Raw genomic sequence first — 25,756 nt, 5'->3', positions numbered from 1 at the left:
GCTACGCGCCCGTGAAACTGGCGCCTAGTCCATCTGGAGGACGGTGCGCAGTTCCGCGAAGGGAGCCGGGCAGATTTCGTGCGTGACGGTTCGGCCTGTTCGGGACTTCTTGAGCAGTCCGGCGTCGGCAAGCTTCTTGAGGTGGTAGGAGACCGTCGGTTGGCTGAGCCCGGAGTACTCGGTAAGCGCAGTCACGCTCATCGGCTCGCACCCTTCTGCGGCGAGGCGGGAGAGGAGGCGCAGCCGGGCGGGATCTGCCAGCACTTTGAACAGGGCCGCGTAGCGCTCGGCGTCTTCTGGGGGGAGTGGGCCGGAGCCGAGTGAGCAGCAGTCTGGGGCGGGGGATTGTTCGTGCATGACTTCTACCTTCTCATATTGACAGCGGTCTATGCGGCCCTCTATTTTCACATATTGATAGTTATCGATATGTGAGGTGATTAGATGACCAACCCAGAGCCGACCCCCGCTCGAATGTCGTTCCTCGACAGATTCCTACCAGTGTGGATCATCTTGGCGATGGCATTCGGTCTGCTGCTGGGCCGCGCCGTTCCAGGACTCCGCAGCACGCTTGAGCGTTTTGAAGTCGGCGGTATTTCGCTGCCGATCGCGCTGGGCCTTTTGGTGATGATGTACCCGCCGCTGGCCAAAGTCCGCTACGACAAGACCCGCGAGATCGCCACCGACAAACGGCTCATGACCGTCTCCATCATCTTGAACTGGATCGTCGGCCCCGCGTTCATGTTCGCCCTGGCCTGGCTGTTTCTGCCGGACCAGCCAGAGCTACGCACAGGCCTCATCATCGTCGGACTGGCGCGCTGCATCGCCATGGTGCTGGTGTGGTCCGACTTGTCCTGCGCCGACCGGGAAGCCACGGCCGTCCTGGTCGCCATCAACTCAGTATTCCAGGTGCTCATGTTCGGCGTGCTCGGATGGTTCTACCTGCAGATCCTGCCGAGCTGGCTGGGCCTGGAGACCACCTCTGTGGAGTTCTCCTTCTTCTCCATCGTCACCGCGGTACTGGTGTTTCTCGGTATCCCGCTACTTGCCGGAGTGCTCTCCCGCATCATCGGTGAGCGAGTGAAGGGCCGTGCGTGGTACGAAGAGACTTTCCTGCCAGCGGTTTCCCCGCTTGCGCTCGTGGGGCTGCTGTACACGATCGTGCTGCTGTTCTCCCTGCAAGGCGATCAGATTACATCCCAACCGTGGACCGTTGCTCGAGTCGCCCTGCCACTGCTGGGGTACTTCGTGGGCATGTTCCTGATCGCCCTGGTGGTGTCGAAGGCGTCGGGGATGGGCTACGCCCAATCCGCCTCCGTGTCCTTTACCGCCGCGGGCAACAACTTCGAGTTGGCCATCGCGGTGGCGATCGGCACGTTTGGCGCCACCTCGGCTCAAGCGCTGGCAGGTACGATCGGCCCGCTCATCGAAATCCCCGTCCTCGTCGGACTTGTCTACCTCATGCGCGGCATCGGGCAGAGACTCTTCCCAGGCGATCCCACCCTGCCAGCTGCAAGGAGCCGTTCATGAACCCCAGTGTCTTGTTCGTCTGCGTCAGCAACGGCGGTAAATCACAAATGGCGGCGGCGCTTGCGCGACACTACGCAGGCGACCAGGTCAGCGTCTTCTCCGCTGGCACGAAACCGGGCACGAAGCTGAACCAAGAATCCGTCGCCGCAATTGCAGAACTCGGTGCCGACATGTCGCGCGGCACACCAAAACCCATCGACCCAGAACTGCTGCGCACAGTCGACCGAGTGGTAATAATTGGCGACGCCGCCCAGCTCAACATGCCAGCCGACGCCGCCGGCACCCTGGAACGCTGGCACACCGACGAGCCGTCCACCCGTGGCATCGAAGGCATGGAACGGATGCGCCTCGTACGCGACGATATCGACGCCCGCGTGCGCGCCCTCCTGCGGGAGCTGCTGGGGTAGTAGCGTTGCGGCTCGCCGGGCGAGCGTATTGCCTTTTCCAATCACCGTTGGCCCACTATGCTGTTGCCGGTGAGCAATACACCCCCTCCAAGGTGGTTCCGACCAGCGCAACTCACAGCGCTCGGATTCCTCATCTTGATCTTTGCGGGCACCGCCCTGCTCTGCATGCCGTTCGCCTCCGCCGACGGCACCACAACGCCACTGATGGACGCGCTCTTCACCGCCACGTCCGCAACCTCCCTGACCGGGCTGGTCACCGTAGACACCGGCAGCCACTGGAGCATCTGGGGCCGGATCATCGTCATCGCCCTCATCCAAATCGGAGGGTTAGGCATCATGAGCATCACGTCGCTGACAGGCATGCTGCTCACCGGGCGCGTCACACTACGCGCCCGCTATTCGACGGCCGCCGAAGGCCGCCCAATCCTCGAAGGTGGAGTGCGCGCCACCCTCATCATGACGCTGCTGCTCACGCTCGCCTTCGAACTCATCGTCGCCGTCATCCTCGCATGCCGTTTCGTCACCACCTACGGCATGCCGCCGCTGCGCGCTGTCGGCGAAGGCATCTTCCACGCCATCTCCGCGTTCAACAACGCCGGCTTCGGGCTGCGCTCCGACAGCCTCATCTCCTACAACGCCGACGCCTGGATCCTGCTCCCACTCGCAGGTGCCCTCATCATCGGCGGACTCGGCTACCCGGTGCTCTCCGAACTTGTCCGGCGTAGCAAGGAACGAGCACGCGGCGTACTTCGTGGCACACCAGTCAGCACGCGCCGGTACTCCGTGACCACCCGCATGACTCTGAAAGGCACCGCTTTCCTCATCGCCACAGCGATGCTGCTCATCGCCGTACTGGAGTGGCGCGGCTTCCTTGCAGACATGCCACTTGGCACGAAACTGCTCAACGCCTTCTTCAGCGGCGTCACCCCACGCACCGCCGGATTCAACTCCATCGACTACGCCGACGCCAGCCCCGTCACCCTGATGGTCACCGACATCTACATGTTCATCGGAGGAGGCTCCGCAGGCACCGCAGGCGGCATTAAAGTCACCACAGCAATCGTGCTGCTCGCCGCCATGTCCGCAGAGTTCCACGGACGCGACGCCACCACCGTCGGGCACCGCACCGTGCCCAAATCCGTAGTACGCCAAGCGATGACAGTCGCCGCCGCCGGCATCGGCTCCGTCACGCTCGGGATCGTGGCGCTGCGCGTATTCGACCCCGAATTCACCGCCGACCAAGTCGCCTTCGAAGTCGTCTCCGCCTTCGCAACGACAGGCCTGTCCACGGGTATCACTGCGTCGTTAAGTGCCCCCTCCCAACTTGTCCTTTGCTTGCTGATGTACCTCGGGCGCATCGGCCCATTCACCCTCGTCGCGGCGCTTGCAACCCGTAACATTGCGCGCAGATACGACTACCCAGTAGAAAGGCCGTTCATTGGCTAAATTCCTCAGCCCCCTCCTACGGGGCAAACAACGCATCGACATCCCACCCGTCGTCATCATCGGGCTTGGCCGATTCGGGGGATCGCTCGCCCACGAGCTCACCCGCAACGGCGTGGAAGTCCTCGGCATCGACGCCGACGAACGCCTCGTCCGCGAATACGCCCCACAACTTACTGACGCCGTCGTCGCCGACGCCACCGACCCCGAAGCCCTCCGCCAACTCGGCGTACACGAAGTCGAACGCGCCGTCATCGCCGTCGGCACCGCACTGGAAGCCTCAATCCTGACCGCCTCCAACCTTGTCGACCTCGGTGTCCCCGACATCTGGGCAAAAGCCGACTCCGAATCCCACGCCCGAATCCTGCAACGCCTCGGCATCCACCACGTCATACGCCCCGAACACGACACCGGTCGCCGCGTCGCCCACCTCCTCGGCGGACGCTTCCAAGACTTCGCCGAACTCGCCGAAAACTACGGCGTGATCAAAATGGTCCCCCCGCGCCCACTACTCGACGGGCCCCTTGACGGCGAGCGGCTCTGGGAAAAACACCACGTGCAAGTAGTGTCCGTACGCTCCGGGGGAGGAACATGGCGCCCATTTGTCCAAGGCCAGGAACTCTCCCAATCAAACCTTATAGTGATGGCGGGTGCCCCAGACGACCTGGAGCGGTTCTCACAGCTCTAGGCGAGTGATGTGCTGGCGCGCTTTGAATCCCGCGCTTTGAGCGCTTTGGGGCGTGAGGGCGGGCCTGGTGCACCAAATTCCTTCGCGCCATGTCCGTGACCTGGGAGTTTTCAAATCCGCTCGCCAAAAACCTGGAATTTGGTGCGAAGACGCGGCGGGCGTGGGAACTTTCTTTGTAGACGGCCGTCGCGACCTGGGGAAACGCGCCGCCGCCTCCCCAAGAACGGGAATTTGGTGCGCACTCCGCTCCCGCGCACCCCTTCAGTGACAAAAGACGCAACCCGAAAATATCTAGCCATCCAAATGTACAGGCAGAAAAAGGGCTATGCGTTAACGCGTGCGCCCTTTGTCACTCAAGCCCCGCGACGAGGTGCCAAATTCCCCACCGAGACTGGACGATCTGGGGAAACGAAACCGTTGGTCGACCGGGATGAGCCCGAGGTGCAAAGTACTTCCCGGCGCGCCGGGAACTATTTCGAAGGGCACGATGGGGCGCGAGAGCAGGGGGATGTGTTCCTGGTGGTGCGGTAAACCTGCAGTTCACGGGTGGCCTACCCGTTTTGCAACTCCGAGAGAATGGTTTGGCTAGCCTCTGTTGCCGCTAAGCGGTCAGGACCCCCAAAGGAATCACGTGCACTCCGCTAGGAAGCGTGTAAGCATATTCCGTTGCGGTGACGATGGTTAGGTATGCTGGCGACCCGACCTTGTTAGTGTCGACACGTTCGTCACGGAGTTTGATGAGGTTCGCTTCGGCTTGTGGGATTTGTGACGCCCCGAGTTTGACTTCGCAGGCACCCCACTTGCCGTCTTCGGGGTATTCGATGATGGCGTCAACTTCAAGGTCCGTGTTGTCACGGTAGTGGTAGACGCGCCCGTGCTGGAGGGCGGATGCTGCGCGCAGATCTCGAATGACCATGGACTTGAAGATCTGGCCGAAGAACTCTGGGTCATTCGCGAGGCGGTTAACGCCGATGCCCAAGGCGGCGCAGGCAAGGCTGGGGTCAGCGAGATGGAGCTTCGGCGCGGTGCGCAGTCGTGATTTCGACCGGAGAGCGACACTCCAAGGTTGCAACTCGTCGAGGATGAATATCCGGGTAAGCGCCTGGAGGTACGTGGAGACCGTTTTCGGGTCGACTGTTGTGGCACCCAAAGACACGTCTGCAGCGAGTGTTTTCAACGTTGCTTCGCCAGAAATATTCCGAGCGATGGATTCCAAGGTCCGACGAATGTTTAGCTGGTTGTGACGTGTACCAACGTTTTCTGGCACTTCCACGTCGAAAACGTTGTCCAGGTATGAGCGGTTAAACATGACCGCCTGCTGAGTGCTCGCGCCGAGCAGTCCTGGCCATCCGCCACGAACGGCCTGCTCGGCCATGTCCTTATATGTGAGCTTGGAAGCTCCACTCACACTAACGCCCGGTTGTAGCTCTGCGAGGCGTACCTGGCTTGTCGACGCCCCACTCTCCGCGAGCGACATTGGACGCATCCGTAGCCTGGCAAAGCGCCCCGCCCCCGAGTGGCGTGTGGTGTCATCGGCTGGTGTCGCTGAGCCCGAAAGGATGAACTCTCCGCGTCCTTGGCGGTCGTCGATCTCGTGGCGGATAGTGTTCCACAGGGAAGGTGCGAGTTGCCACTCATCAATGAGACGAGGGGTTGGACCGTTGAGTAAGGCTGCGGGGTTCAATTCGGCCAGCGTAATCAGCTCGGGGGATCGGTCGAGACGTACAGAACTTGCAGCCTTTTGGAGGGTGGTAGAGGTTTTCCCGCATGCGCGCGGTCCCTCAAGGAGGACGCCTCCCATGAACTGGAGAGAGTCCTCCAACACCTGATCTGCAAAGCGTGAAAAGTACTGCATATGGGCACTATACCCGTTTTTGCAACGGTTTTGTACCCGCTTTTGCAACGATTTCATACCCGCTTTTGCAATTCGCGGATAATGTGAGTCCCATCTCTTTGCTACGTGTTACATCGATATGTGGGCTGTGGACGGGCGGCCGTATTGGGCTGCGTGTAGGGTTCGAAGCCTAAGCTCTTGCTCCCATTGTTCAGTGCATACCGAATATTCGGGCTCAGCTGGGTACAGTCAGTCGGGTGTTCAAACACGACCTTTTCATCAATTTCCGGGCTACGACATAGTGTGGTGATTAGTCGGACGAATGTTCTGGCCGGTCCCGGTGTTGGATGCGTTGTCTCACACTGCGGTATCCAGCGGCCATGGGTTGAAGTAGGCGGGAAACTGACTTATGCTGGCAAGAAGCCATAGCCGTTGACCCTCCATGAATCAGGAGAGTGCCGATGACTGTGGCTTTAGTTATGATCACCTCATGGTCAAAAACTCGTCTCGTGACCTGTTATACCGGCAACGCCCAATCGTTACGGCCGTTCTGGTTGATGGGGGATTTTATCGTCGTCGTGCTCGCAAATTATTCGGGGAGAAGACACCGGAAGATAGAGCCGAAGAAATTGCGAAATATGCGCGTCGACATATTTCGGAATCAAGAAGCAGCTTGTACCGTATTTTCTATTACGATTGCCCACCCTCTTCTAAAGTGCTGTTTCATCCTTTGACGCAGAAGCAGATCAACCTGGCTAAGTCGGAGCAGTACGCTTGGACCAATGAGTTTTTTGAAGCGTTGACTCATAAACGCAAGGTCGCTCTCAGGAGAGGGGAAGAGCTTGAGACCCAACGGGGATACACTTTGAACGCAGAAAAGACCAAAAAGATTTGCGCAGGCAAAGTATCCGTTTCCGACCTTGGTGAGAAGGACTTTGACCTTGATATTGCGCAAAAGGGCGTCGATATGAGGATTGGTCTTGACATTGCTACGCTCGCGGAACGAGGAACTGTCAATCAGATTGTGATGATCTCCGGTGATAGTGACTTCGTTCCTGCAGCCAAGCATGCCAGACGATCGGGGATTGATTTTCTCTTAGATCCGATGTGGGCCCAAATTTCAAAGAGTCTGCGCGAGCACGTCGATGGGATCCGCCAATGCGTCGTAGCTCCACCCGGTAATGCGAATGACCCACTCCATGTTGGCAATATGGGGAAACACGGTGGAGAGTCCCGACCAGAAGACGACGAAGAGCTGTAGTCCCGCAGCATTCTGATTAGCGGCGCTTGTTTAATAGCCACCTGATCAGCGCGAGCGGGGACGCGAATATTGCGACGATCAGGGATAGCGCACTAATCGATATGAGGAAATCGGCAACTGGGTGTTCAGCTGCCATACCAAGGATTACGGCGAGTAGCACCACAAGCACGAATGAAGATCCGCCCACGATTCCTGACCATTTGAGAATCGTCGCGCCAACGTTGGTCTTTTCTTTCAGTACGGGAAGCGGTCCCGGTGAGCTTGGTTGGGCCGGGGCCGACAAGGGAGGAACACTAGGTACGTAAGCAGATGAGTACGCTGCGGCGAGCAGTTCGTCCGGGGTTGGATCGGAGGCCTCCGGGGCTACCGCCGGCACAACCTCCGCCTCCGGAACCGCCTCCGCCTCCACCGGCTCCTCGACGCCGTCGACGGCGAGGTCCACCACCATCTCCACGAGCTGGCTGCGCCGTTTCGGGCCGACGCCGTGCAGATCAAGTAGGTCGTCGGCGCTGGCGTTGAGCATCTCTGGGTGTTCGAGGCTCCACATGGCGAGGTAGCGGTCGATGCCGCGCCCGGTCGCTTCGGGGATGTGGTGGGGTTCGAGGTTGTCGGCGATTTCGTGCAGTGGGCGGTCCGGGTGCTGGTCGATCCACGCGGCGGCGATGCGCGACCTTGACGAGCCAACAGCGTGCGACTGGCCGGGGGTCAACCAGGAGAACTGCTCCGGAGCATGAGGAGCACTAACAGACGGAGCAGCATCAGGAGCAGCAACCGGCGCGTCCTCGGTCGAATCCTCCATGGCCTTCAGCAGTTGGGCGAAGTGGGTTTCGCTGATGATCGGAACGCTGTTCTCGCGCGCTCGCTTGGCTTTCCCGCTCATCGAATCCTGGTTCGCCGCGACAAGGACGGCGCACGTGCGGGTCACGCCGCCGACGTCGAGGCCGGCGGCGGTGGCGCGGTCGGTCCATACGTCGCGTGGGATGTCGAGGGCTCCGGTGAACGCGACGCGGTCGCCCGGGCGCAGGCTGAAGGTGGCGGGGGTGGGGCCGGAGGTGGGCTCGTCGAGAAGCGAGCGCACGAGCTGCGCATCGACGTTGAGCGCCTCGGCGATGTCGAGCAGCGTGGCGCGTTCCTCATCGGTGATGACGCCGTCGGCCCAGGCTTCGACGGCGAGCTGGCGGGTGAACTCCTCGTTGATGGCGTCGACGTCGTCGGCGCTGAGGCCCGCGGCGATGGCGGTGGATTCGAGGCGGCGCATTTCGGTGCGGGAGATGACGCGGTCTACAAGTGCGCAGGTCAGCTCGGTGCGGTAGTCGGCTTCGCGCTTGGTGGTGGCCGCGGGCAAGGTGCGCGAAAGTTGCCCAGCCCAGGACGGTGCGCCACCGCGGGGCAGGCACGGGGCCTCGGCGGCGGCGGTGGTGAACGTCGCCGCCGGATACTTCTCGACGTCCACTCTGTTGCCCACGCACAAGTAACGGAGGAGCTCCGCGGTCGCCTCGGCGTCCGCCAGTGCAGAGTGCGCGAACCGGTTCCGGATCTTCGCGATGACCAACGCCTCACTCAACTTGCCCACGCCCATGTACTGCTTCGTCAATCGCATCGTGTCCAGCCACTCGCACAAGCCGTTCTCCGCACCGGCGCGCGCGAACTCGTTGGTCAGGAAGCGGTGCTCAAACGACGCATTGTGCGCCACCAGCGTGCGGCCGTTGAGCAGCGAGCCCAGGTACGGAGCGACGTCGCAAAATAATGGTGCATCCACCACATCAGTCGCCGTGATCTTATGGATGTAACTATTCGGAATGTCGCGCTCCGGCTGGATCAGGGTCTCCCACGTGCGCTCTACCGTGAAATCGGGGCGCAGCAGCACCACGCCGACCTCCACAATGCGGTCCTGGTTGCTCAGCCCTGTCGTCTCCAAATCGACGACCGCAAACCCATTCCGGCCCATTCCTGCTCCTTTGTTCATCCGTGTTGGGGGCGTCAATAAATATAAGGCACGCTTCCGACACACCGGGGCGGAGTCGGACGGATGTTCGATGGAACCGGCGGGGGAGTTGTGGCGTCTAACTACAAGTAAGAGCAATGGTCTGTCAATTGGTGCTTGACAAAAATATGCAATGGGGGATTGAAATGTGAAGAGGTATGCGGTAATAAAGAAGTTGCGTAATGAAGCGCGGCGTCAGGGGCTTGAATTTGAAGCGATCGCGCTTACTAAACACGATGCATATCGAGTCGGAAATACGACGAGAACGCTTGGTAGGCATCGGGAAATCGATGATTTGGCGGCACGTAAGTTTTTTGACCAGTTTCAGGCAGAGTTAGGAAAAGGGTGGTGGAGATGAGGTCGTTTACTGTCACTGCGGAGCGCGGTGCGAGCGGAGCATGGGTCTTAGAGTGTGAAGAGCTCGGAGTTGTTTCTCAGACTCGTCGTCTCGATAGGGCAAAAGGCGAGGTGATTGAGGCTCTTGCGTTCCAGTCGGGACTCGCTCCATCCGATTTTGAAGTTGAGGTGGTCCCGATTCTGCCGGGCGAGGTTGAGGCGCTTCGGAAGCGCGCAGAAGAGCTTGGTAGCAAGGCGCGAGAAGCAACCGAAAGAGCTGCGGCTGCCAAGACTGAACTCGCCCAGAAGATGAAGGCGGAAGGCTTCACTCTTCGCGAGATGGGAGAGGTGCTTGGGGTCTCCCACCAGCGAGCGGCAGACTTAGTCGGTTAAGAGAGCAGAAGTGTGCCCTAGATACGAGCTACGCGCGTAACGCCCGCCACCGTCTGTGCCGATTACATGGGCATGAAGAAGATCATCGCATCGGCCGTCGCTGCGGCGACCGCCTTCACCGCCCTCGCCACGACCCCGGCCCACGCCGCCCACCTCGCCCGCACTGACAGCGGCCAGTGCCGCGTCGTCCTCAACGACGCCGAGCGCGGCCCTGCCTGGCAGGCCGAACGCATCGCAAAAACGCTCACGCACGGCATGTACGCCACGGCCGTCGCTGAAGCATTCGAGGCAACCTTCGAGGGGCTCAAACCACTTGGCGACGCCCACCTCGACCAACCAGCCATCATCTCCTACCAGCAACTCCGCCTGGAAGGGCAGGAGCCCGGCGAGCGTCCCGACTACGACGCCGCCCGCGCCGCCACTAAGGAAAAACTGGCCAAGCTAGGCCTGGTTTCCACCGACGCCGACTTCTACCTGGACATGAAGCAGGGCGCCCAGATTCCGCTTTCACCAGCGGGCAAGGCGCTGCAGGGATCGGCGCGCTGGTACATCGGTATCGACGGCTCCGTGCCGGAGGTGACCAGCCTCGGGGCGAACTACGTGTTTGGCCGTACCGGCGACAACACTGCTCGGTTCCTGAACCACGTCCAGGACTGGAAGCGCGCCGCGTTTGCCTCGAACATGTCCGACACTTACTTTGCCAAGGCTGCCGACTCGCTCGAATCCCGGTACTACTACCTGCTTAAGCAGGCGCAACAGTGCAGCGACAACCCACCGCTTATCTTCAGCACCCAAAACGCGGACCTGCCAGCACCGCCGGTACTGAAGAACACCCTGCCGGGCCAACCAGCGGATCCTTCCACACCCGAAGCGCCGACCCCGGAGCAGCCCACGCCGAAGCCGGAGCAGCCGCAGAACTTTGACGCCAAGCTCGGCCAGATCATCGGCATCATCGCTGCGGTACTGGCAGCGCTGGGCGGGTTGTTCGCGCTGCTCAAGAACGCCGGCATCAATGTGCCGGAGCTTCCGAAGATTCCCGGGCTGAACAAGTAGATCTCCTCCCCTGGGAGGAGGCGCGTGTTCGGTGTTGCCGATAGGCTTACGGCCATGCGCTACAAACCGGGTGACCTTGTGCTCGCGGTCGCTGTTGCCATCTTGGCGGCGGTGTACACCGCGAGTGCGTTTACCCAACCCACGCATGCGGCCAGTTGGGGCCAGGCCGTGCTGTCGTGGGGCTTCGTCGCGGTGTGCGTGGTGCTCACGAGCAAACCCAAGTTCTCCTCGATTGCGCTTATCGCGCTGAATGTTGCCTGGTCTGTGATGTGGCTGGCCGCGCCGGTCAACCTTGGCTTTTCGCCGTGGGTGTTGGCGGTCCCGGTGGCGACCTTTATTGCCGGGCTGTTTACAGGGAAGCGCTTCGCGCTAGTTGTTCTCGCTGCCGCGTGCGGGTGGGCACTGCTGTCGCCGTTCATGTGGACGTGGGACGACAACTTTGTGTTGTTCTACCGGCACGGGGTCGATCTCGGGATCACGCTTGCGCTGCACTGGGGTGCGAGTGCGGTGGGGTATCTCCTTGGGGCGAATGTGGCAGCTGAGGATGAGGTGCGTCGTCGAGAAGCACACGCGAAAGAGCAACGTCTCGCAGCGGCGCGCGAGGAGGAACGCCGCGCCATTGCCCGCGATATTCACGACCTTCTCGGCCACTCGCTGACCCTGATCAAAGCGCAGGCCAATGCAGGGTTGGCGGCCGGACAGGAGCGGGAGGCGCTGCAGCAGATCAACGAGGCCGCCGGGCAGTCGTTGTCGGAGATTCGCCTGCTTGTGCGCGGCCTGCGTGAGAGCGATCATGCGTTTTCGCCGGCGGCGGGGATCCCTGACCTGCCGTCGTTGGTGCAGCGCTACCGCGACGCCGGTCTGGAAGTGTCGCTGGAAGCACCAGCAGTGGATGTCTCCCCGGTGACCTCGCTTGCTATTTATCGCATCGTGGCGGAGGCGCTGGCGAACGCGGCACGCCACCAAGTCGATCCCGCTGTGATGGTTCGGATCGCACCGGGCGAGACCGTAGTGGTAGAAGTCGTTTCTACCGGCCAGATTCGACCCCAACCAGGCACTGGTGTTGGGCTGGAGGGGCTGCGCGAACGCGCGGCGAGCGCCGGTGGCACGCTGAAGACATGGCAGTCAGGGGAGACATTTACCGTGTGGGCGGAGTTGGCAGCATGATCCGCCTGCTCCTTGCCGACGACCAACCGCTCCTCCTCAGCGCCCTCCGCACCATCTTGGACGCCCAGGACGACATCACCGTCGTCGCCACCGCCGCCGACGGCGCCGAGGCCGTGGAGCAAACCCGCGCCCACCGCATCGACGTGGCGGTGCTGGACATCCGCATGCCAGTACTCGACGGCATCACCGCCGCCCGCACCATCATGGAAATGGGCCCACGCGTGATCATGCTGACCACCTTCGACGACGACACCTTGATCCATGCGGCTATCGACGCCGGCGTGCACGGCTTTCTTCTCAAAGACGCCGAACCCGACGTCCTGGCCAACGCCGTGCGCGCTGTCGCCCGCGGCGAATCGGTTCTGGCCCCCGGGGTCACAGGCCGCGTGATGGAATGGGTCCGCGACGGTGCGGGCACCCAAGAATCCGCCGCCGCGCTGGAGGCGCTGACGCAACGCGAACACGACGTGCTCGCAGAAATTGGCCGCGGCGCCACGAACGCTGAAATCGCCGCCACACTGTTTATTGCAGAGACCACGGTGAAAACGCACGTCTCCAACCTGCTTGCCAAACTCGGCGCGCGCGACAGGGTGGCGCTTGCCTTGATCGCCCAGCGCGCCGGGATCTCCTCCTAGAGGAGGAGGCAGTGTGGTTCCGCCGGCCGATGTGGTCGCCTTGTTCGGCGACGACCATGAATGCCATGACTGATACGCAACTTGCTTGCCGCGGCGTGGCCGTGTCCTTCGGGGACCACCACGTACTTCGCGACGTGTCGTTGACCACCACCCCGGGCCGAGTCCACGCACTGCTCGGCCCCAACGGCGCGGGTAAATCGACGCTGATGTCGGTGCTGCTCGGCCTGATCGAACCCGATGTCGGCGAGGTAACACTGATGGGGCAGCCGTTTGACCGCTCGGCACTGCGCCATGTCGGCGCCTCCATCAACGACCCCGCCTTTTACAGCCACCTCAGCGCCCGCAACAACCTCCGCGTCCACACCACGCTGCTGGGCCTGCCGGACAGCGAAGCCGACCGGGTCCTCGAACTGGTTGGCCTCCAAACCGCGGGCAAGAAGAAAGCCGGCAGTTTCTCCACCGGCATGAAAGGCCGCCTCGCTCTCGCTCAGGCGCTGCTCGGCGAGCCAGAGGTGCTTATTCTCGACGAACCACAAAACGGCCTCGACCCCGAAGGCATCGCCCACCTACGCGACTACCTTCGCGAATACGCGCGAGCTGGGCGCACCGTCCTGGTCAGTTCCCACCAACTCGGCGAAGTACTCCACATGGCCGACGACGCCACCGTGATCGCAGGCGGCGGCGTCCGCTTCGCAGGCGAGCTCGCGGAACTGGGTCCAAACCTAGAAGAGTCGTTCTTTCGGCTCACCTCCGGTGGTGAACGATGAACCTCCTACACGCCGAATGGATCCGTGCTCGCGGCTCCATACTGTGGTGGCTCGCTGGGGCAGGTTTGCTGGTCGGTGTGCTGCTGACGTTGTTCGCCCTGGCCGGAAATGTGGAAACCGCCACGAACCTGCTCTACCCGCAAGGCCTGTTGGTCACCGGCATGGCTGCGCCTGCCGCCGCACTGTTCGCAGGCTTGGCCGAGACCCGCGAGCGTGACGCCCGAGGCGGTGGCACTTGGTGGCGGCCGGTCTCACGGGTGCGAACGCGAGCCGCCCGCATCGCCGTGGTGTGGCTGGCGCTGGCCGTGTTCGTTGCCCTTGACTTTGTCGTACCGGTTGCCGCCGGCCTCATGTTCAACCTAGACAACACAGCCGCGATCGCACTCGTCGGCTTGTTTGTGTGGCTGGGCATGCTCGGTCCGGCAGGCCTCGCCGCCGCGTCTACGCGACGCATCGGGATGCTGCCGACCATCATCCTCGGCTTTTTCTTCACCATCGAGCTTGGCTACTTCGCCGAACGCGACTGGTGGTGGGCCAACCCCGGCGCCTGGCCAATTCGGTTGGTGCTGCCGACCATGGGCCTGCACTTCAACCTGCTGCCCCTCGACGCCACGGATCCGATGGCGGGGGAGTCTCCTGTGCTTGCCCTCATCCTCACGCTGGTGCTCGCAGCAATTGGCTTTGTAGTGGCCGCCCTCGTACCACCGCGCACCCGACCTATATTGCGCCGCCGCCGAGTCCACCACGTCACCGCACCGCTGGCCACTTCTCCGGCGACGCCACGCACCGAAGCCACCGGATACGTGGCTGCGGTGAAGGGGGTTGCGATGGCGGCGAGGGTGTCGCCGATACGCGTCTTGCTCCTGCTCACCGCCCTGGTGCTGCTGTTCTCGCTGGCATATCCGGTGGATGTGCGTGAGGCGATGTTCACCTACATCATCCTGCCGATAGGGGCGGGCGTGCTTCCCACACTGGTGTGGCCGAAACTGCGTCCCGCCTGGGCGCTCATGCAGGTCGAACACCCACACGTCCGCGCCGCATTGGCCACGTGGTGCGTTGGAGTCGTCGCCCTCGTGTGCGCGTTCGGAGCGGCCGTGGTTGGCGACGCACGCTTCGGACTCCTCGCGTTCCTCGCAGGCAGCGTATTGACGCTCACCGCACTTGCCATCACCGTCCGCTTCGGCGTGGCGTGGACGCTGGCCACGACGATCCTGGTCACAATCGTCTCCGCCACGATCGGCGGGGATGTCCTCGCGCAATCTGCGTTATGGATCCTCGCCGTCCCCGCATGGCCAGCTACGGCCACCGGTGCACGAGTGTGGGTTGCGGCTGCGGTGGGGCTGGTGCTGCTGGCGGTGGTTGTAGTGCTGCTGATGCGGACGCTGCGCGGGATGCGCCCAGTACGACGCTAACCCGCCGGGGTGAGGCGTCCGTCCGCCGTGTAGCGACCATCGGGGGAGTTGTAGAAGGCGTGGGCGTGGTTGTCGTCGATAAGTAAGTGCCACGTGCCGCCGTTATCGCAGGTGCCCTCGGTGATCGTCTCCCGGAAGCCATCCTCGGTTCTCGTGAGCTGCCCTGCACAGCCGAGCTCAGGGTAGGTCACCGCGATACCGTCCGCGGTTGGCGCGAACCAGACACGGAACTGCTGCCCCTGTAGGTGCTCGACCTCGGATACCTGACCCATCGTGCCCTCCATTGGACCTTTGAGTTCTGGAGGTTTGATTGTGCCCAGCGCCGCCGCGGCCGTCGTCGGGTGCCAGGTGATACGGGTGAACTCGCTGAGCGGATTGCCGACGACCGTCTCCTCCGGACCCCACACCTTCTCCAAACGCTGACCCCGCAGCTCGAAGTGCGTCACGTGCAGGAGAGGGCCTTCGGTTTCGTACTGGTCCAAGCCCGGCTGGGTGCCGTTGGTGAACACCGTCGGGTAAGGGTCGTCCGAGTCGATGAGGTAGTCCTTCGTCCAGTTCAGCGTGCCGTCCTGGGCCCGCAACACACGAACGGGGGAGGGGCCGTCAGCATCAGCGCGCAGCAGCAGTTCCGGCTCAAGATCGCCGTTGATATCTAAGACGTCGTAGGTGAACGTGCCGTCCAAGCCTTCGAGATCTGCGAAGAATCGCGCCGGGTCCGCGATGGCGTCGGCGTACAGATCACGGGTGGAGGGCGCCGGTGCTTCAGTCGCGGGCGTGCCCAGTGTTGTTTCCGGCACGGGCGCTTCCGGCACAGGCGCCGTGCCGCAGGAAGCCAGCAGGAGAGTGGCGGTGATGAGAGGCAGATAGCGCTTCATGGCACCACGCTACAGAAAACTAGAAACCCGAAGAAAGTTCCCAACCTATTCGTGATCGCCGGAACTATTTTCGTGAACACCCGTCGTGAACTGGGGAAATGTAGCCGGTGGTCGACCGGAACCGGCCCCAAACCCAAAATAGTCCCGGCGGCGGGAACTATTTCAAAAGGGCGCGCAGGGCGCGAACGCCCCACAACGCCTAGTAGTAGAACGGGAACTCGTCCCAGCGGGGCTCGCGTTTTTCCAGGAAGGAGTCGCGGCCTTCGACGGCCTCGTCCGTCATGTAGGCGAGGCGGGTGGCTTCACCGGCGAAGACTTGTTGGCCCATGAGGCCGTCGTCGACAAGGTTGAAGGCGAATTTGAGCATGCGCTGTGCGGTGGGGGACTTGCCGTTGATTTCGCGGGCGACCTGGATGGCCTCCTCTTCCAAGGAAGCGTGCGGGGCGACGATGTTGACGGCGCCCATGCGCTGCATCTCCTCGGCAGAGTAGGTGCGGCCGAGGAAGAAGATCTCGCGGGCGAACTTTTGACCCACCATCTTGGCCAGGTAGGCGGAGCCGTAGCCGGCGTCGAAAGATCCGACGTCGGCGTCGGTTTGTTTGAACCTGGCCTCCTCCTTCGAGGCGATGGTCAGGTCGCACACGACGTGGAGTGAGTGGCCGCCGCCGGCTGCCCAGCCGCTCACCACCGCGATGACCACCTTGGGCATGGTGCGGATGAGGCGCTGGACCTCCAGGATGTGCAGGCGGCCGCCCTCGGCCTTGACGCGTGCCTCGTCGACGGTGTCGGCGGTGTCGCCGCCCGCGTACTGGTAGCCGGAGCGACCACGGATGCGCTGGTCGCCGCCGGAGCAGAACGCCCAGCCGCCGTCCTTCTCAGAAGGCCCGTTGCCGGTTAGCAGCACCACGCCGACAGAAGGGTCGCGCCTGGCGTGGTCGAGTGCCCGGTAGAGTTCGTCGACGGTGTGGGGGCGGAACGCGTTGCGTACTTCGGGGCGGTCGAATGCGATGCGGACGATGCCGTCGGCGCGTGTGGTCCCTACGTGTCGGTGGTAGGTGATGTCGGTAAAGTCAAAACCTTCGACCTCGCGCCACTGGGTTGGGTCGAATGGTTGCGCAGTGGAATAGCTCATGGCTTCGTAGTCTACGGTGCCGACGGCAGCTCGGGGCACCCCCACAGGGAGGCAACCGCTGTATAAGGCATTGCTTACCTAATGGGCTCGGAGTTAAATCAAACGTATGAGTCTGATAACGAAAACTGCCGAGGGCACCCTTGCCCGCATCCCCGTCGGCGACAGCGCCGTTATCGCGGCGCTTGACACTACCCCTACCGTCGCGCGTCGCCTGCAGGAGCTTGGTCTTCGCCCAGGCCAGCGCGTCAGCATTATGCAGTCCACGGCTGGTGGTGGCCGCGTGATCAAGGTGGCAACCTCCCGCTACGCCCTCAGCGCTGACGCGCTGCGTGGCATCAAGGTGAGCGTGGCATAGCCATGGCCGATTTCACCCAGGTTCCGTCGTGTTGCGGGCCGCACGCAGATACCGCCGTCAAGGGCGAGCCCACCATCGCGCTGATCGGAGCTCCGAACGCCGGCAAGTCCACCTTGTTTAATGCGCTGACTGGCGCGAACGTGAAGATGGGCAACTGGCCTGGCACCTCCGTGGAGATTTCTCGCGGCGTGTGGGCGGGTTCCTATAACGTGATTGATTTTCCTGGCGCCTACTCGCTGGATCCGCAGAGCCCTGACGAGGAGCTCACTCGCGAGCTGCTGCTGGAGCGTTGCCCGGCGGAGCGTCCGGATGCGGTGGTGGTCGTCGTTGATGCGGCGAACCTTGCGCGTGGTTTGTATATGGTGGCGCAGCTCGCGGAGACGCCGTACCGCATCGTGGTTGCGTTGACCAAGATGGATGTGGCCCGCGCGGAGGGCATTGCGGTGGATGCGGCGGCGCTGCAGAACGCGCTTGGGTTGCCCGTGGTCGCGGTCGATCCGCGTAAGAGGGATGTGCGCGGTCTGCGCGAAGTTATCGACGCCCAGCTCGCCGAACCAGCGGTCACCCTGCGCCCAGTGGCTACCACTGACGACTTCGAGCTTGCCGACGCCCGCTTCGCCTGGGTCGACGCCGCCGTCGAAGTTGCTGCGACCGACACCGGCCACCAGCAAACCTTCACCGAGCGCCTGGATCGCTTCGCGTTGCACCCGGTGATCGGCCCGCTGATGTTCCTGGTGGCGATGTGGATGGTCTTTGAGATCACCACCACTGTGGCCAAGCCGCTGCAGGATGGGCTGGAGGGCTTCTTTGGCGGCCCGGTTTCTGATGCGGCGCTTGCGGTGCTGCCGGATATCGGCTGGTTGCGCGGCCTGGTCGTCGATGGTCTGATTAACGGCGTGGGCATGGTGCTCACGTTCGCTCCGCTGATGGCGCTGATGTTCCTGTGCCTTGCCGTGCTGGAGGACTCTGGTTATATGGCGCGCGCGGCCGTCGTCGCGGACCGTGTGATGCGCGCGATGGGCCTGCCGGGCAAGGCGTTCATCCCGCTCATTGTTGGCTTCGGCTGTAACGTGCCGGCGATTTCGGCGACGCGCGTGATGGGGGATCCGCGCCACCGCCTGATGACGGCCCTCTTGGTGCCGTTCACGTCCTGCAGTGCGCGGTTGACGGTGTACGTCATGCTGGCTGCGACGTTCTTCCCGGACCACGCGGGCACCGTCGTCTTCGCGATGTATGTCATTTCTATCCTGCTTGTCGTGCTGACGGGCTTGGCGCTTCGTAAGGCGCTGTGGTCCATGATGGGCACCGAGCCGCTGGTCATTGACCTGCCGGTGTACCAGCTGCCGGGCGCGCGCCTGGCGCTGTCGGTGATGTGGGCTCGCCTGCGCGGCTTCCTGGAGACTGCCGGCAAGATCATCGTCGCAACTGTCGTCGTGGTGTGGGCGCTGCAGTCCACCCCGGTGACTTCCGAAGCAGAGTTCGGCGAGGTGGCCCCGCAGGAGTCGGTGTACGGCACCGTCTCTGACGCGATCGCGCCGGTCTTCGCGCCGGCTGGCTTCAACTCCTGGTCCCTGGCTGGCCCGCTCATCACCGGCTTCGTGGCCAAGGAGGCCGTCATTTCGAGCTGGGCGCAGACCTACGCACTGGAGGAGCCTGAGGAGGGCGATGGCAACTCGCCACTGAGCCAGGCGATCCGTGAAGACTTCAACCAGGCCTCGGGCGGGCATGCCGTGGCAGCAGTGTGGGCGTACATGCTCTTCCTGCTGGCGTACACCCCGTGCGTGGCCACGCTTGCTGCGCAGCGTCGGGAGATCGGCCTGAAGTGGACGCTGTTCGGCGTCGCACTGCAGATGGTGATGGCGTGGGGCCTGGCCGTCGGCGCGTTCCAGCTGTTGAAGGTGTTCTTCTGATGAGCGGCGGACCGATGTCGGCGGTGCTCGGCGCACTGCGCGAGGGCTGCGTGAGCCGCGAGGAAATCGCGCGCCGCACCAACCTGTCACCCATGACTATCGACGCCGTCATGGCCCACCTCGAGGCCACCGGCGAAGTGCAGCGCCGCGCCCTCAACGATTCATGCGCGGGCGGCTGCGGCGGCTGCCCGTCTCGCGGGGCGTGCACGTCGGGCCCTGTCGCGTTGGTGCTCGGTCGGCGCTAGCCTGGCCATATGCCTTCTTTATTGCCTTCCGTTGACGAGATCCTTGAGCGCTCCAACGTTGTAGCCCTGCCCATGGCAGTGAAGTTCCGTGGGATCACCACCCGCGAGGCCCTGCTTATCGACGGCCCCTCCGGCTGGGGCGAGTTTTCTCCCTTTGTGGAGTACGGCCCTGCGGAGTCCGCGCAGTGGCTGCGCTCCGGCCTGGAGGCCGCGTTCGAGGGCCTGCCCGAGGCCTCCGGCCCGGTGCCGGTGAACGGCACGGTGCCCGCGGTGGACGCCGCCCAGGTGGAGGAGGTGTTGGAGCGTTTCCCGGGGATCGGGACGTTCAAGATTAAGGTGGCCGAGGCTGGTCAAACGCTCGCCGACGATGTTGCGCGCGTCGAGCGGGTGCGCGAGCTGCGCCCCGACGCCACCCTGCGCGTGGACGCGAACCGGGGGTGGAGCGTCGAAGAGGCGGTGCGCGCCGCCGAGGCGCTGGGGGAGCTGGAGTACATCGAGCAGCCCTGCGGGAGCGCGGAGGAGCTCGCGGAGGTGCGGGCGAGGGTGCGTACGCCGATCGCGGCGGACGAATCGATACGCCGGGCCGCTGACCCGCTGCGTGTCGCCGAGCTGGGTGCGGCGGATGTTGCCGTGTTGAAGGTTGCGCCGCTCGGGGGAGTGCGCCGCCTGCTGGCGCTGAAGCAGAACTTGGGGATGGATGTGACGGTGGCGAGCGCCCTGGACACCGCGGTGGGGATGTACGCGGGGCTGGTGGCGGCGCGGTGCGCGGACTCGCGCGCGGCGGGATTGGCTACGCAGCGGCTGTTCGTAGAGGACGTCGCGAAGCCCCGCCCACTTATCGATGGCTGCCTCGAAGCCACCCCTGTTACCCCCGATCCGGCGCGTCTGCACGAGTTGCGGGCTCCCGCGGAACGTCGCGACTGGTGGTTTCAGCGCGTTCGGGACTGCATGGACACCATGCGGGGGTAAAAACGTGCCCGGGCGGGGGTGGAAATGTTTGATTAATCTGTGCATTCTTGCGACATTTGATGTGTGAGGGCGTAACGTCTCCCACGCGAGGGTGTGAAAGATCACCTTTTTAGCTGTTGTGTGAATCCTGTTCGAAAGGATCGAAAATGTCGACTCCCGTGATGCACGAATCGTCCGCGCTCTCCGACGGCGAGCTTGCCAAGTCGCCCGAACCGGGTGAGTGGCGTCGCCAACTCATCGGTTTGATCGCAGGTGTGCTGCTTGCGCTGCTGGTGTACTACATCTTCCCGGGCAGCGCTGCCGAAACAGTGCAGCAGTCCTCGGGCGCCGACCCTGAAACGACCTACGACGCTGACGTAATGCGCGTCGTCGCCGCTACCACCGTGCTCATGGCGGCGTGGTGGATGACGGAGGCGATCCCGCTGGCGGCAACCGCCTTGCTACCGATAGCGATCTTCCCGGTGATGGGCGTGGCAAAGTTCAGCGCGGTCTCCGGGCCGTACGCGTCGTCCACGATTTTCCTCTTTATGGGCGGCTTCCTGATGGCCCTTGGCCTGCAGCGCTGGAACCTGCACCGCAGGCTCGCGCTGGTGGTCGTGCGCATTGTGGGTACCAGCCCGAAGCGCATCATCTTGGGCTTCATGCTGGCAACCGGCTTTATGTCCATGTGGGTGTCCAACACCGCGACCGCGGTGGTCATGCTCCCGATTGGTGTTTCCGTGCTGACCCTGACCGCTGACTCCGTGGGTGGCATGCAGAACCAGAAGAAGTTCGCTACCTCGCTCATGCTGGCAATCGCGTACTCCGCCTCCACCGGTTCGCTCGGCACCCTGATTGGTACACCACCGAACGCGCTGCTGGCCGGCTACATGAAGGAAGCACACGACATCACGATCGGGTTCGGTCAGTGGATGCTCGTCGGTATGCCGATGGCGATCCTGCTGACCGTGATCGCCTGGTTTGTCCTGATTAACGTGTTCAAGCCTGAGATCGACCGGATCCCTGGTGGCAAGGAGCTTATCGACGCCGAGTACCGCAAGCTGGGCGCATGGACCTTCCCGCAGGTGGCCGTCGGCATCATCTTCCTGGTCGCAGCACTCGCCTGGATCTTCATTCCGCTTGGCATCAAGCAGTTCGGTTGGGAGTTCCCGTACAACGACGCCATCGTCGGCATCATTGCCGGCCTGCTGATGTTCATCGTGCCGGGCACGAAGCAGGGCAAGCGCCTGATGGACTGGGAGACCGCGAACGAGATGCCGTGGGACGTCCTGCTGCTGTTCGGTGGTGGCCTGTCCCTGTCCGCGATGTTCACCTCCACCGGCCTGTCCCTCTGGATCGGTGAAGCCGCAAAGGGCCTCGCCGTGCTGCCGACGATCCTGCTCATCATGGCTGTCGCTGCACTGGTGCTGGGCCTGACCGAGCTGACCTCGAACACGGCGACCGCCGCCACCTTCCTCCCGATCATGGGCGGTGTCGCGGTTGGTATCGGCCTGACCGAGGCGACCGAGATGAATATCCTGCTGCTGGCCATCCCGGTGGCGCTGTCCGCAACCTGTGCGTTCATGCTCCCGGTGGCAACGCCGCCGAACGCGATCGCGTACTCCTCGGGCTACGTCACCATGGGCGAGATGCTCAAGGGTGGCCTGTGGCTGAACATCATCTCCCTCGGCCTGATCACCGTGGTGACCTACTTCCTGGCGGTGCCGGTGTTTGGTTTGGTGCTCTAGCGGTACGCTAGCAGCATGGATAACCAGCAACGTCCAAAGCAATACTTCCCGGACCCGGAGCACCAAACGCAGTACTACGAGCCGGAAGCCTATTACGACGACCCCCAGCCCTATTACGAGCCGGAGCCGCAGCGCTCCAACGGGCTCGCAATCGGGCTGGGGATTGCCCTTGCTATCGCACTGTGCGCCGGCACGGTGCTGTTCTTCCTGTGGCGCAGCGCCGCAGCCGAGGCGGACAAGCCGCCGGTGACCTCCACGGTGACCGAGACTGCCGTGTCCACGGAGACGGTCACGGAGACCACGACGAAGCGGCCGAAGTTGCTGCCGGACCGGGGGCGCGGGGAGAGCGGGGAGACCGTGGCACCGACCGAGCCAGCCGTCGAGGTGCCGACCGAGCTGCGCGGCCTTTTCGACGACATCGTCTCCGGTGCAGAGAGCGCCCTGCAAGGACAGTAAGGTAGGTGGCCATGAACTCGATGGATATTGCCCACCAGGTCGCCGAGACGCTGTCGCAGCACGTCACGGACGTGGTGATGTGCCCAGGTTCGCGCAACTCGCCGCTGGCGTACGCGCTGCTCGCACGCAGGGACATCACCGTCCACATGCGTATCGACGAACGCTCCGCCTCCTTCACCGCCCTCGGCCTGGCGCGCGTGCAGCGCCGCCACGTTGGCGTAGTGATGACGTCCGGCACCGCGGTTGCCAACACGCTTCCGGCCATGGTGGAGGCGCACATGGCGCACGTGCCGTTGGCCGTTATCAGCGCCGACCGGCCCGAGTGGATGGTCGGCACTGGGGCCTCCCAGACGATTTGGCAGCAGGGCATCTTCGGCCACTACGCCAAGACCCAGCAGGTCACTAGCGTCGAGGAGGCGCGCGCGCTGGACTTCGGCGCAGCCCAGGTGCACGTCAACGTGGCCCTGGACACCCCGCTGGTGCCCGACGCCCTGCCAGAGCCGGTGGGGAAGTCGCGCCGGGTTGGTCCGGGTCGCCTGGCCACGAAGCCCGCGTGGTGCGACCACGGCGCCGTCGACGTCGACTTGACGAAGGACACGCTGGTCATCGCAGGCGACGAGGCCTGGGACGTTCCCGGACTGGAGCACGTGCCCACCATCGCCGAGCCCACCGCGCCGACGCCGTTCCACCAGGTGCACCCGCTGGCCGCGCGATTCTTCGCGCAGAGCGAGGTCTCGATTAGCCACGACGGCGGCGATTTCGCAGCGTCGACGAAGCCGGAGCAGGTCATCGTGGTGGGACACCCGACCCTGCACCGCGACGTGATGGCGTTGCTCGCCGACCCGGACATCACCGTGATCGGCATTTCGCGCACGGAAACGTTCACGGGCAACCCGCAGCTGCGCGGTTCGCGAGTCAACGCGACCGGCCAGCCGCGCCAGCAGTGGATCACTATCTGCGAGGCTGCGGGCGGTGTCGGCGCGAACACGGTGCGCGACGCTCTCGCCGACGCCGACTACGGGTTCACCGGCATGCACGTCGCCGCCGCCGTGTGCGACACCCTCGGGGTCGGGGACACGCTGGTGTTGGGGGCCTCCAACCCGGTTCGCGACGCCTCCTTCGTCGGTATGCCTTTTGACGGCGTGCCGACCTTCTCCCCGCGCGGCGCCGCGGGCATCGACGGCACGGTGTCCCAGGCAGTCGGCGTCGCGCTTGCGACGCAGCGTCTGCACCCGGACGAGATCCGCGCCCCGCGCACCGTCGCACTCATGGGAGACTTGACGTTCCTCCACGACGCCGGCGGGCTCCTCATCGGGCCGGGGGAGCCGCACCCAGGCAACCTGACCATCGTGGTGGCCAACGACGACGGCGGCGGCATCTTCGAAACGTTGGAGGTCGGGGCGCAGTCCGTCCGGGACGACTTCGAGAGGGCGTTTGGTACGAGGCACGGAGTGGACGTCGAAAAGCTGGCGGAAGCCTACGGTGTCGACTACCGCCGCGCCGAAACCCTCGCCGAACTGCACGAGGTGCTGCTTGAACTGGAGACGCAGCCCAACCCCATCACCGTGGTGGAAGCGTGCACCACACGGTCCACCCGGCGAGCACTCGCGCAGCGGCTGCAGAAGTGATCCGCTGGAAACGCCGCGCCCAGCAGCTCGTGCTGGCGCTGTACACCTGCGCGATGATCGGCGTGCTCGCGATGGTCGCAGGGCCAGCCATCAACGACTGGCGCATCGCCCGCGACCCCGGACGAGGCCTCGCCACCGTGACCGGCGTGAGCAAGATCCGCACCGCCGTGGAATATCAGGACGACCGCGGGCGCACCCACTCGCCGGCGACCGGTCTGCTGTACCCAACCGGGCTCAGCGAGGGTCAGCAGGTGTGGGTGACGTACTCGCGCACCGACCCCGACCTGGTCAAGGTTGAGGGCCGCGGTTGGACGCTGTCGCTGATCCCTGCGCTGTCCGTCGCCGTAGTGGCGACGCTGGTGGCCGCCGCTGCGTGGAAGGGCGTGGGGCGCTTCGTGCGCGAGGACAGCGAGGGGGTGGCGTAGCGGATGCGCGTGGCCATCGTTGCCGAGTCCTTCCTGCCGAACGTCAACGGGGTGACCAATTCCGTGCTGCGCGTGCTCGACCACCTTCGCGAGTACGGCCACGACGCCCTCGTGATCGCCCCCGGGGCGCGCGAACACCAGGAGGAAATCCCCGACTACCGGGGCTTCCGCGTGGTGCGCGTGCCTACCGTGCGCGTGCCGATGGTCAACTCGCTGCCCATCGGGGTTCCCACCAGTGCCGTGCGTGCCGCGCTCACTTCCTTTCAGCCGGATGTGGTGCACCTGGCCAGCCCGTTCGTGCTCGGGGCGGCCGGCGCGTTCGCCGCGCGCCAGCTGAAGGTACCCGCGGTAGCGCTCTACCAAACCGATGTGGCCGGGTTCGCCACGAAGTACCACCTCCCGGCGCTGGCGAAGCTTTCGTGGGACTGGACGCGGCGCCTCCACAACGCCTGCCAGCTCACGCTCGCGCCGTCGTCGGCAGCGGTGGAGCAGCTGCGCAGGCACGGCATCGAGCGCGTCCACACGTGGGGCCGAGGTGTCGACGCCACCCTCTACCACCCCCGCCACCGCAGCGAGGAGCTGCGCCGCACTTGGGACCCGAGCGGGCGCAAACGCATCGTCGGGTTCGTCGGCCGCCTCGCCGCCGAGAAGAGCGTGCACCGCCTCGCCCCACTCTGCGGCCGCGCGGACCTGCAGGTGGTGATCGTCGGCGGTGGTCCCGAGGCCGACGAGCTGCGCGCCGTATTGCCGGGCGCGGTGTTTTGTGGCCCGCTCACCGGCGAGGAGCTCGCCCGCGCCTACGCCAGCTTCGACGTCTTCGTGCACCCCGGCGAGTTTGAAACCTTCTGCCAAACCATCCAAGAAGCCCAGGCCAGCGGGGTGCCCACCATCGCGCCCCGCGCCGGCGGCCCCATCGACCTCATCACCGATAGCACCAACGGCCTCCTTCTCGACGTCCCCACGTTCACCACCGAACTCCCCCACGCCGTCGCGTGGTGCCTCGACGAGGCCCGGTGGCCGGACCTGCGGGTCGCGGCGCGTGAGTCGGTTTCCGGCAGAACGTGGGAGGCGCTGTGCCGACAACTTGTCGAGTATTACGAACAGGCACAGCGCGCGCTACAGTAGAG

At 63.9% G+C, this 25,756-nt stretch carries 25 protein-coding genes; 20 read left to right on the top strand and 5 right to left on the bottom strand.

Annotated features, from left to right (window positions below; genetic code table 11):
• Nucleotides 1-24 precede the first annotated feature (24 nt).
• Nucleotides 25-357, bottom strand: coding sequence for a helix-turn-helix transcriptional regulator (locus tag BJP06_RS03650; RefSeq protein WP_071572827.1), 333 nt, complete (start codon nt 355-357; stop codon nt 25-27).
• Between the two features lie 84 nt (nt 358-441).
• Here BJP06_RS03650 and arsB point away from each other — a divergent pair, with 84 nt between their 5' ends.
• The 4 genes from arsB (at nt 442) to BJP06_RS03630 (ending at nt 4,065) form a co-directional block, all read left to right on the top strand.
• On the top strand, nt 442-1,527 hold the full coding sequence (arsB, locus tag BJP06_RS03645; RefSeq protein WP_071572826.1) for an ACR3 family arsenite efflux transporter: 1,086 nt from the start codon (nt 442-444) through the stop codon (nt 1,525-1,527).
• On the top strand, nt 1,524-1,934 hold the full coding sequence (locus BJP06_RS03640) for a low molecular weight phosphatase family protein (RefSeq protein WP_071572825.1): 411 nt from the start codon (nt 1,524-1,526) through the stop codon (nt 1,932-1,934). Before arsB ends, BJP06_RS03640 begins: the two co-directional genes overlap by 4 nt.
• A gap of 69 nt (nt 1,935-2,003) precedes the next feature.
• Nucleotides 2,004-3,380, top strand: coding sequence for a TrkH family potassium uptake protein (locus BJP06_RS03635; protein ID WP_255365777.1), 1,377 nt, complete (start codon nt 2,004-2,006; stop codon nt 3,378-3,380).
• Complete coding sequence (locus BJP06_RS03630) at nt 3,373-4,065, top strand: TrkA family potassium uptake protein (protein WP_071572823.1); 693 nt, start codon at nt 3,373-3,375, stop codon at nt 4,063-4,065. The genes BJP06_RS03635 and BJP06_RS03630 overlap by 8 nt, the downstream gene beginning before the upstream one ends.
• Before the next feature lie 601 nt (nt 4,066-4,666).
• On the opposite strand, the gene BJP06_RS03625 is transcribed toward BJP06_RS03630, so the two are convergent.
• Complete coding sequence (locus BJP06_RS03625; RefSeq protein WP_071572822.1) at nt 4,667-5,920, bottom strand: ATP-binding protein; 1,254 nt, start codon at nt 5,918-5,920, stop codon at nt 4,667-4,669.
• A 421-nt stretch (nt 5,921-6,341) separates the two neighbouring features.
• Between BJP06_RS03625 and BJP06_RS03620 the strand changes: the two genes are divergently transcribed.
• Complete coding sequence (locus tag BJP06_RS03620; RefSeq protein WP_369822189.1) at nt 6,342-7,160, top strand: NYN domain-containing protein; 819 nt, start codon at nt 6,342-6,344, stop codon at nt 7,158-7,160.
• Between the two features lie 16 nt (nt 7,161-7,176).
• Here the strand turns inward: BJP06_RS03620 and BJP06_RS12390 are convergent, their stop codons facing one another.
• Entirely contained in the window at nt 7,177-9,108 is a 1,932-nt protein-coding gene (locus BJP06_RS12390) for an exonuclease domain-containing protein (protein ID WP_071572821.1), read from the bottom strand.
• Nucleotides 9,109-9,498: 390 nt separating this feature from the next.
• Between BJP06_RS12390 and BJP06_RS03605 the strand changes: the two genes are divergently transcribed.
• The 6 genes from BJP06_RS03605 to BJP06_RS03580 all read left to right on the top strand — a co-directional run bounded on the left by BJP06_RS03605 (nt 9,499) and on the right by BJP06_RS03580 (nt 14,907).
• Complete coding sequence (locus BJP06_RS03605) at nt 9,499-9,873, top strand: hypothetical protein (RefSeq protein WP_071572876.1); 375 nt, start codon at nt 9,499-9,501, stop codon at nt 9,871-9,873.
• 72 nt (nt 9,874-9,945) lie between these two features.
• Complete coding sequence (locus BJP06_RS03600; RefSeq protein ID WP_143110525.1) at nt 9,946-10,926, top strand: hypothetical protein; 981 nt, start codon at nt 9,946-9,948, stop codon at nt 10,924-10,926.
• A 54-nt stretch (nt 10,927-10,980) separates the two neighbouring features.
• Entirely contained in the window at nt 10,981-12,093 is a 1,113-nt protein-coding gene (locus tag BJP06_RS03595) for a sensor histidine kinase (protein WP_143110524.1), read from the top strand.
• Nucleotides 12,090-12,728: a response regulator transcription factor gene (locus BJP06_RS03590; protein WP_071572817.1), complete on the top strand. Its 639-nt coding sequence runs from the start codon at nt 12,090-12,092 to the stop codon at nt 12,726-12,728. Before BJP06_RS03595 ends, BJP06_RS03590 begins: the two co-directional genes overlap by 4 nt.
• A 65-nt stretch (nt 12,729-12,793) precedes the next feature.
• Complete coding sequence (locus tag BJP06_RS03585) at nt 12,794-13,495, top strand: ATP-binding cassette domain-containing protein (protein ID WP_071572816.1); 702 nt, start codon at nt 12,794-12,796, stop codon at nt 13,493-13,495.
• Nucleotides 13,492-14,907: a hypothetical protein gene (locus BJP06_RS03580; protein WP_071572815.1), complete on the top strand. Its 1,416-nt coding sequence runs from the start codon at nt 13,492-13,494 to the stop codon at nt 14,905-14,907. Before BJP06_RS03585 ends, BJP06_RS03580 begins: the two co-directional genes overlap by 4 nt.
• Here the strand turns inward: BJP06_RS03580 and BJP06_RS03575 are convergent.
• Together BJP06_RS03575 and BJP06_RS03570 are read right to left on the bottom strand one after the other, a co-directional pair.
• Nucleotides 14,904-15,782, bottom strand: a complete 879-nt coding sequence (locus BJP06_RS03575) for a hypothetical protein (RefSeq protein WP_071572814.1) — start codon at nt 15,780-15,782, stop codon at nt 14,904-14,906. The two genes, BJP06_RS03580 and BJP06_RS03575, sit on opposite strands and share 4 nt — an antisense overlap.
• Before the next feature lie 199 nt (nt 15,783-15,981).
• Nucleotides 15,982-16,914 (bottom strand): 1,4-dihydroxy-2-naphthoyl-CoA synthase, encoded by a 933-nt coding sequence (locus BJP06_RS03570; RefSeq protein WP_071572875.1) that lies wholly within the window; start codon nt 16,912-16,914, stop codon nt 15,982-15,984.
• A 106-nt stretch (nt 16,915-17,020) separates the two neighbouring features.
• On the opposite strand from BJP06_RS03570, the gene BJP06_RS03565 reads away from it, so the two are divergent.
• The 9 genes from BJP06_RS03565 (at nt 17,021) to BJP06_RS03525 (ending at nt 25,754) form a co-directional block, all read left to right on the top strand.
• Complete coding sequence (locus tag BJP06_RS03565) at nt 17,021-17,269, top strand: FeoA family protein (protein WP_083290805.1); 249 nt, start codon at nt 17,021-17,023, stop codon at nt 17,267-17,269.
• A 2-nt stretch (nt 17,270-17,271) separates the two neighbouring features.
• The gene (feoB, locus tag BJP06_RS03560) at nt 17,272-19,179 is read left to right on the top strand and encodes a ferrous iron transport protein B (RefSeq protein ID WP_071572813.1); all 1,908 of its coding nucleotides are present in this window, start codon (nt 17,272-17,274) and stop codon (nt 19,177-19,179) included.
• On the top strand, nt 19,179-19,424 hold the full coding sequence (locus tag BJP06_RS03555; protein WP_071572812.1) for a FeoC-like transcriptional regulator: 246 nt from the start codon (nt 19,179-19,181) through the stop codon (nt 19,422-19,424). Before feoB ends, BJP06_RS03555 begins: the two co-directional genes overlap by 1 nt.
• Nucleotides 19,425-19,433: 9 nt before the next feature.
• Nucleotides 19,434-20,393, top strand: coding sequence for an o-succinylbenzoate synthase (locus tag BJP06_RS03550; protein WP_071572811.1), 960 nt, complete (start codon nt 19,434-19,436; stop codon nt 20,391-20,393).
• 146 nt (nt 20,394-20,539) lie between these two features.
• Nucleotides 20,540-22,120, top strand: coding sequence for a DASS family sodium-coupled anion symporter (locus BJP06_RS03545; protein WP_071572810.1), 1,581 nt, complete (start codon nt 20,540-20,542; stop codon nt 22,118-22,120).
• 15 nt (nt 22,121-22,135) lie between these two features.
• The gene (locus BJP06_RS03540; protein WP_071572809.1) at nt 22,136-22,576 is read left to right on the top strand and encodes a hypothetical protein; all 441 of its coding nucleotides are present in this window, start codon (nt 22,136-22,138) and stop codon (nt 22,574-22,576) included.
• Between the two features lie 11 nt (nt 22,577-22,587).
• Complete coding sequence (gene menD, locus BJP06_RS03535; protein WP_071572808.1) at nt 22,588-24,204, top strand: 2-succinyl-5-enolpyruvyl-6-hydroxy-3-cyclohexene-1-carboxylic-acid synthase; 1,617 nt, start codon at nt 22,588-22,590, stop codon at nt 24,202-24,204.
• Nucleotides 24,204-24,629, top strand: a complete 426-nt coding sequence (locus tag BJP06_RS03530; RefSeq protein WP_369822194.1) for a DUF3592 domain-containing protein — start codon at nt 24,204-24,206, stop codon at nt 24,627-24,629. Before menD ends, BJP06_RS03530 begins: the two co-directional genes overlap by 1 nt.
• A gap of 3 nt (nt 24,630-24,632) precedes the next feature.
• The gene (locus tag BJP06_RS03525) at nt 24,633-25,754 is read left to right on the top strand and encodes a glycosyltransferase family 1 protein (RefSeq protein WP_083433174.1); all 1,122 of its coding nucleotides are present in this window, start codon (nt 24,633-24,635) and stop codon (nt 25,752-25,754) included.
• Nucleotides 25,755-25,756: the final 2 nt, after the last annotated feature.

Origin of the sequence: Corynebacterium sp. NML120713 (assembly GCF_001875735.1) — a bacterium.
In the GTDB taxonomy this organism is placed as follows: Bacteria; Actinomycetota; Actinomycetes; order Mycobacteriales; family Mycobacteriaceae; genus Corynebacterium; species Corynebacterium pseudogenitalium.
The sequence above is the reverse complement of the archived record's forward strand: the minus strand, read 5'-3'. Positions and strand labels throughout refer to the sequence as shown.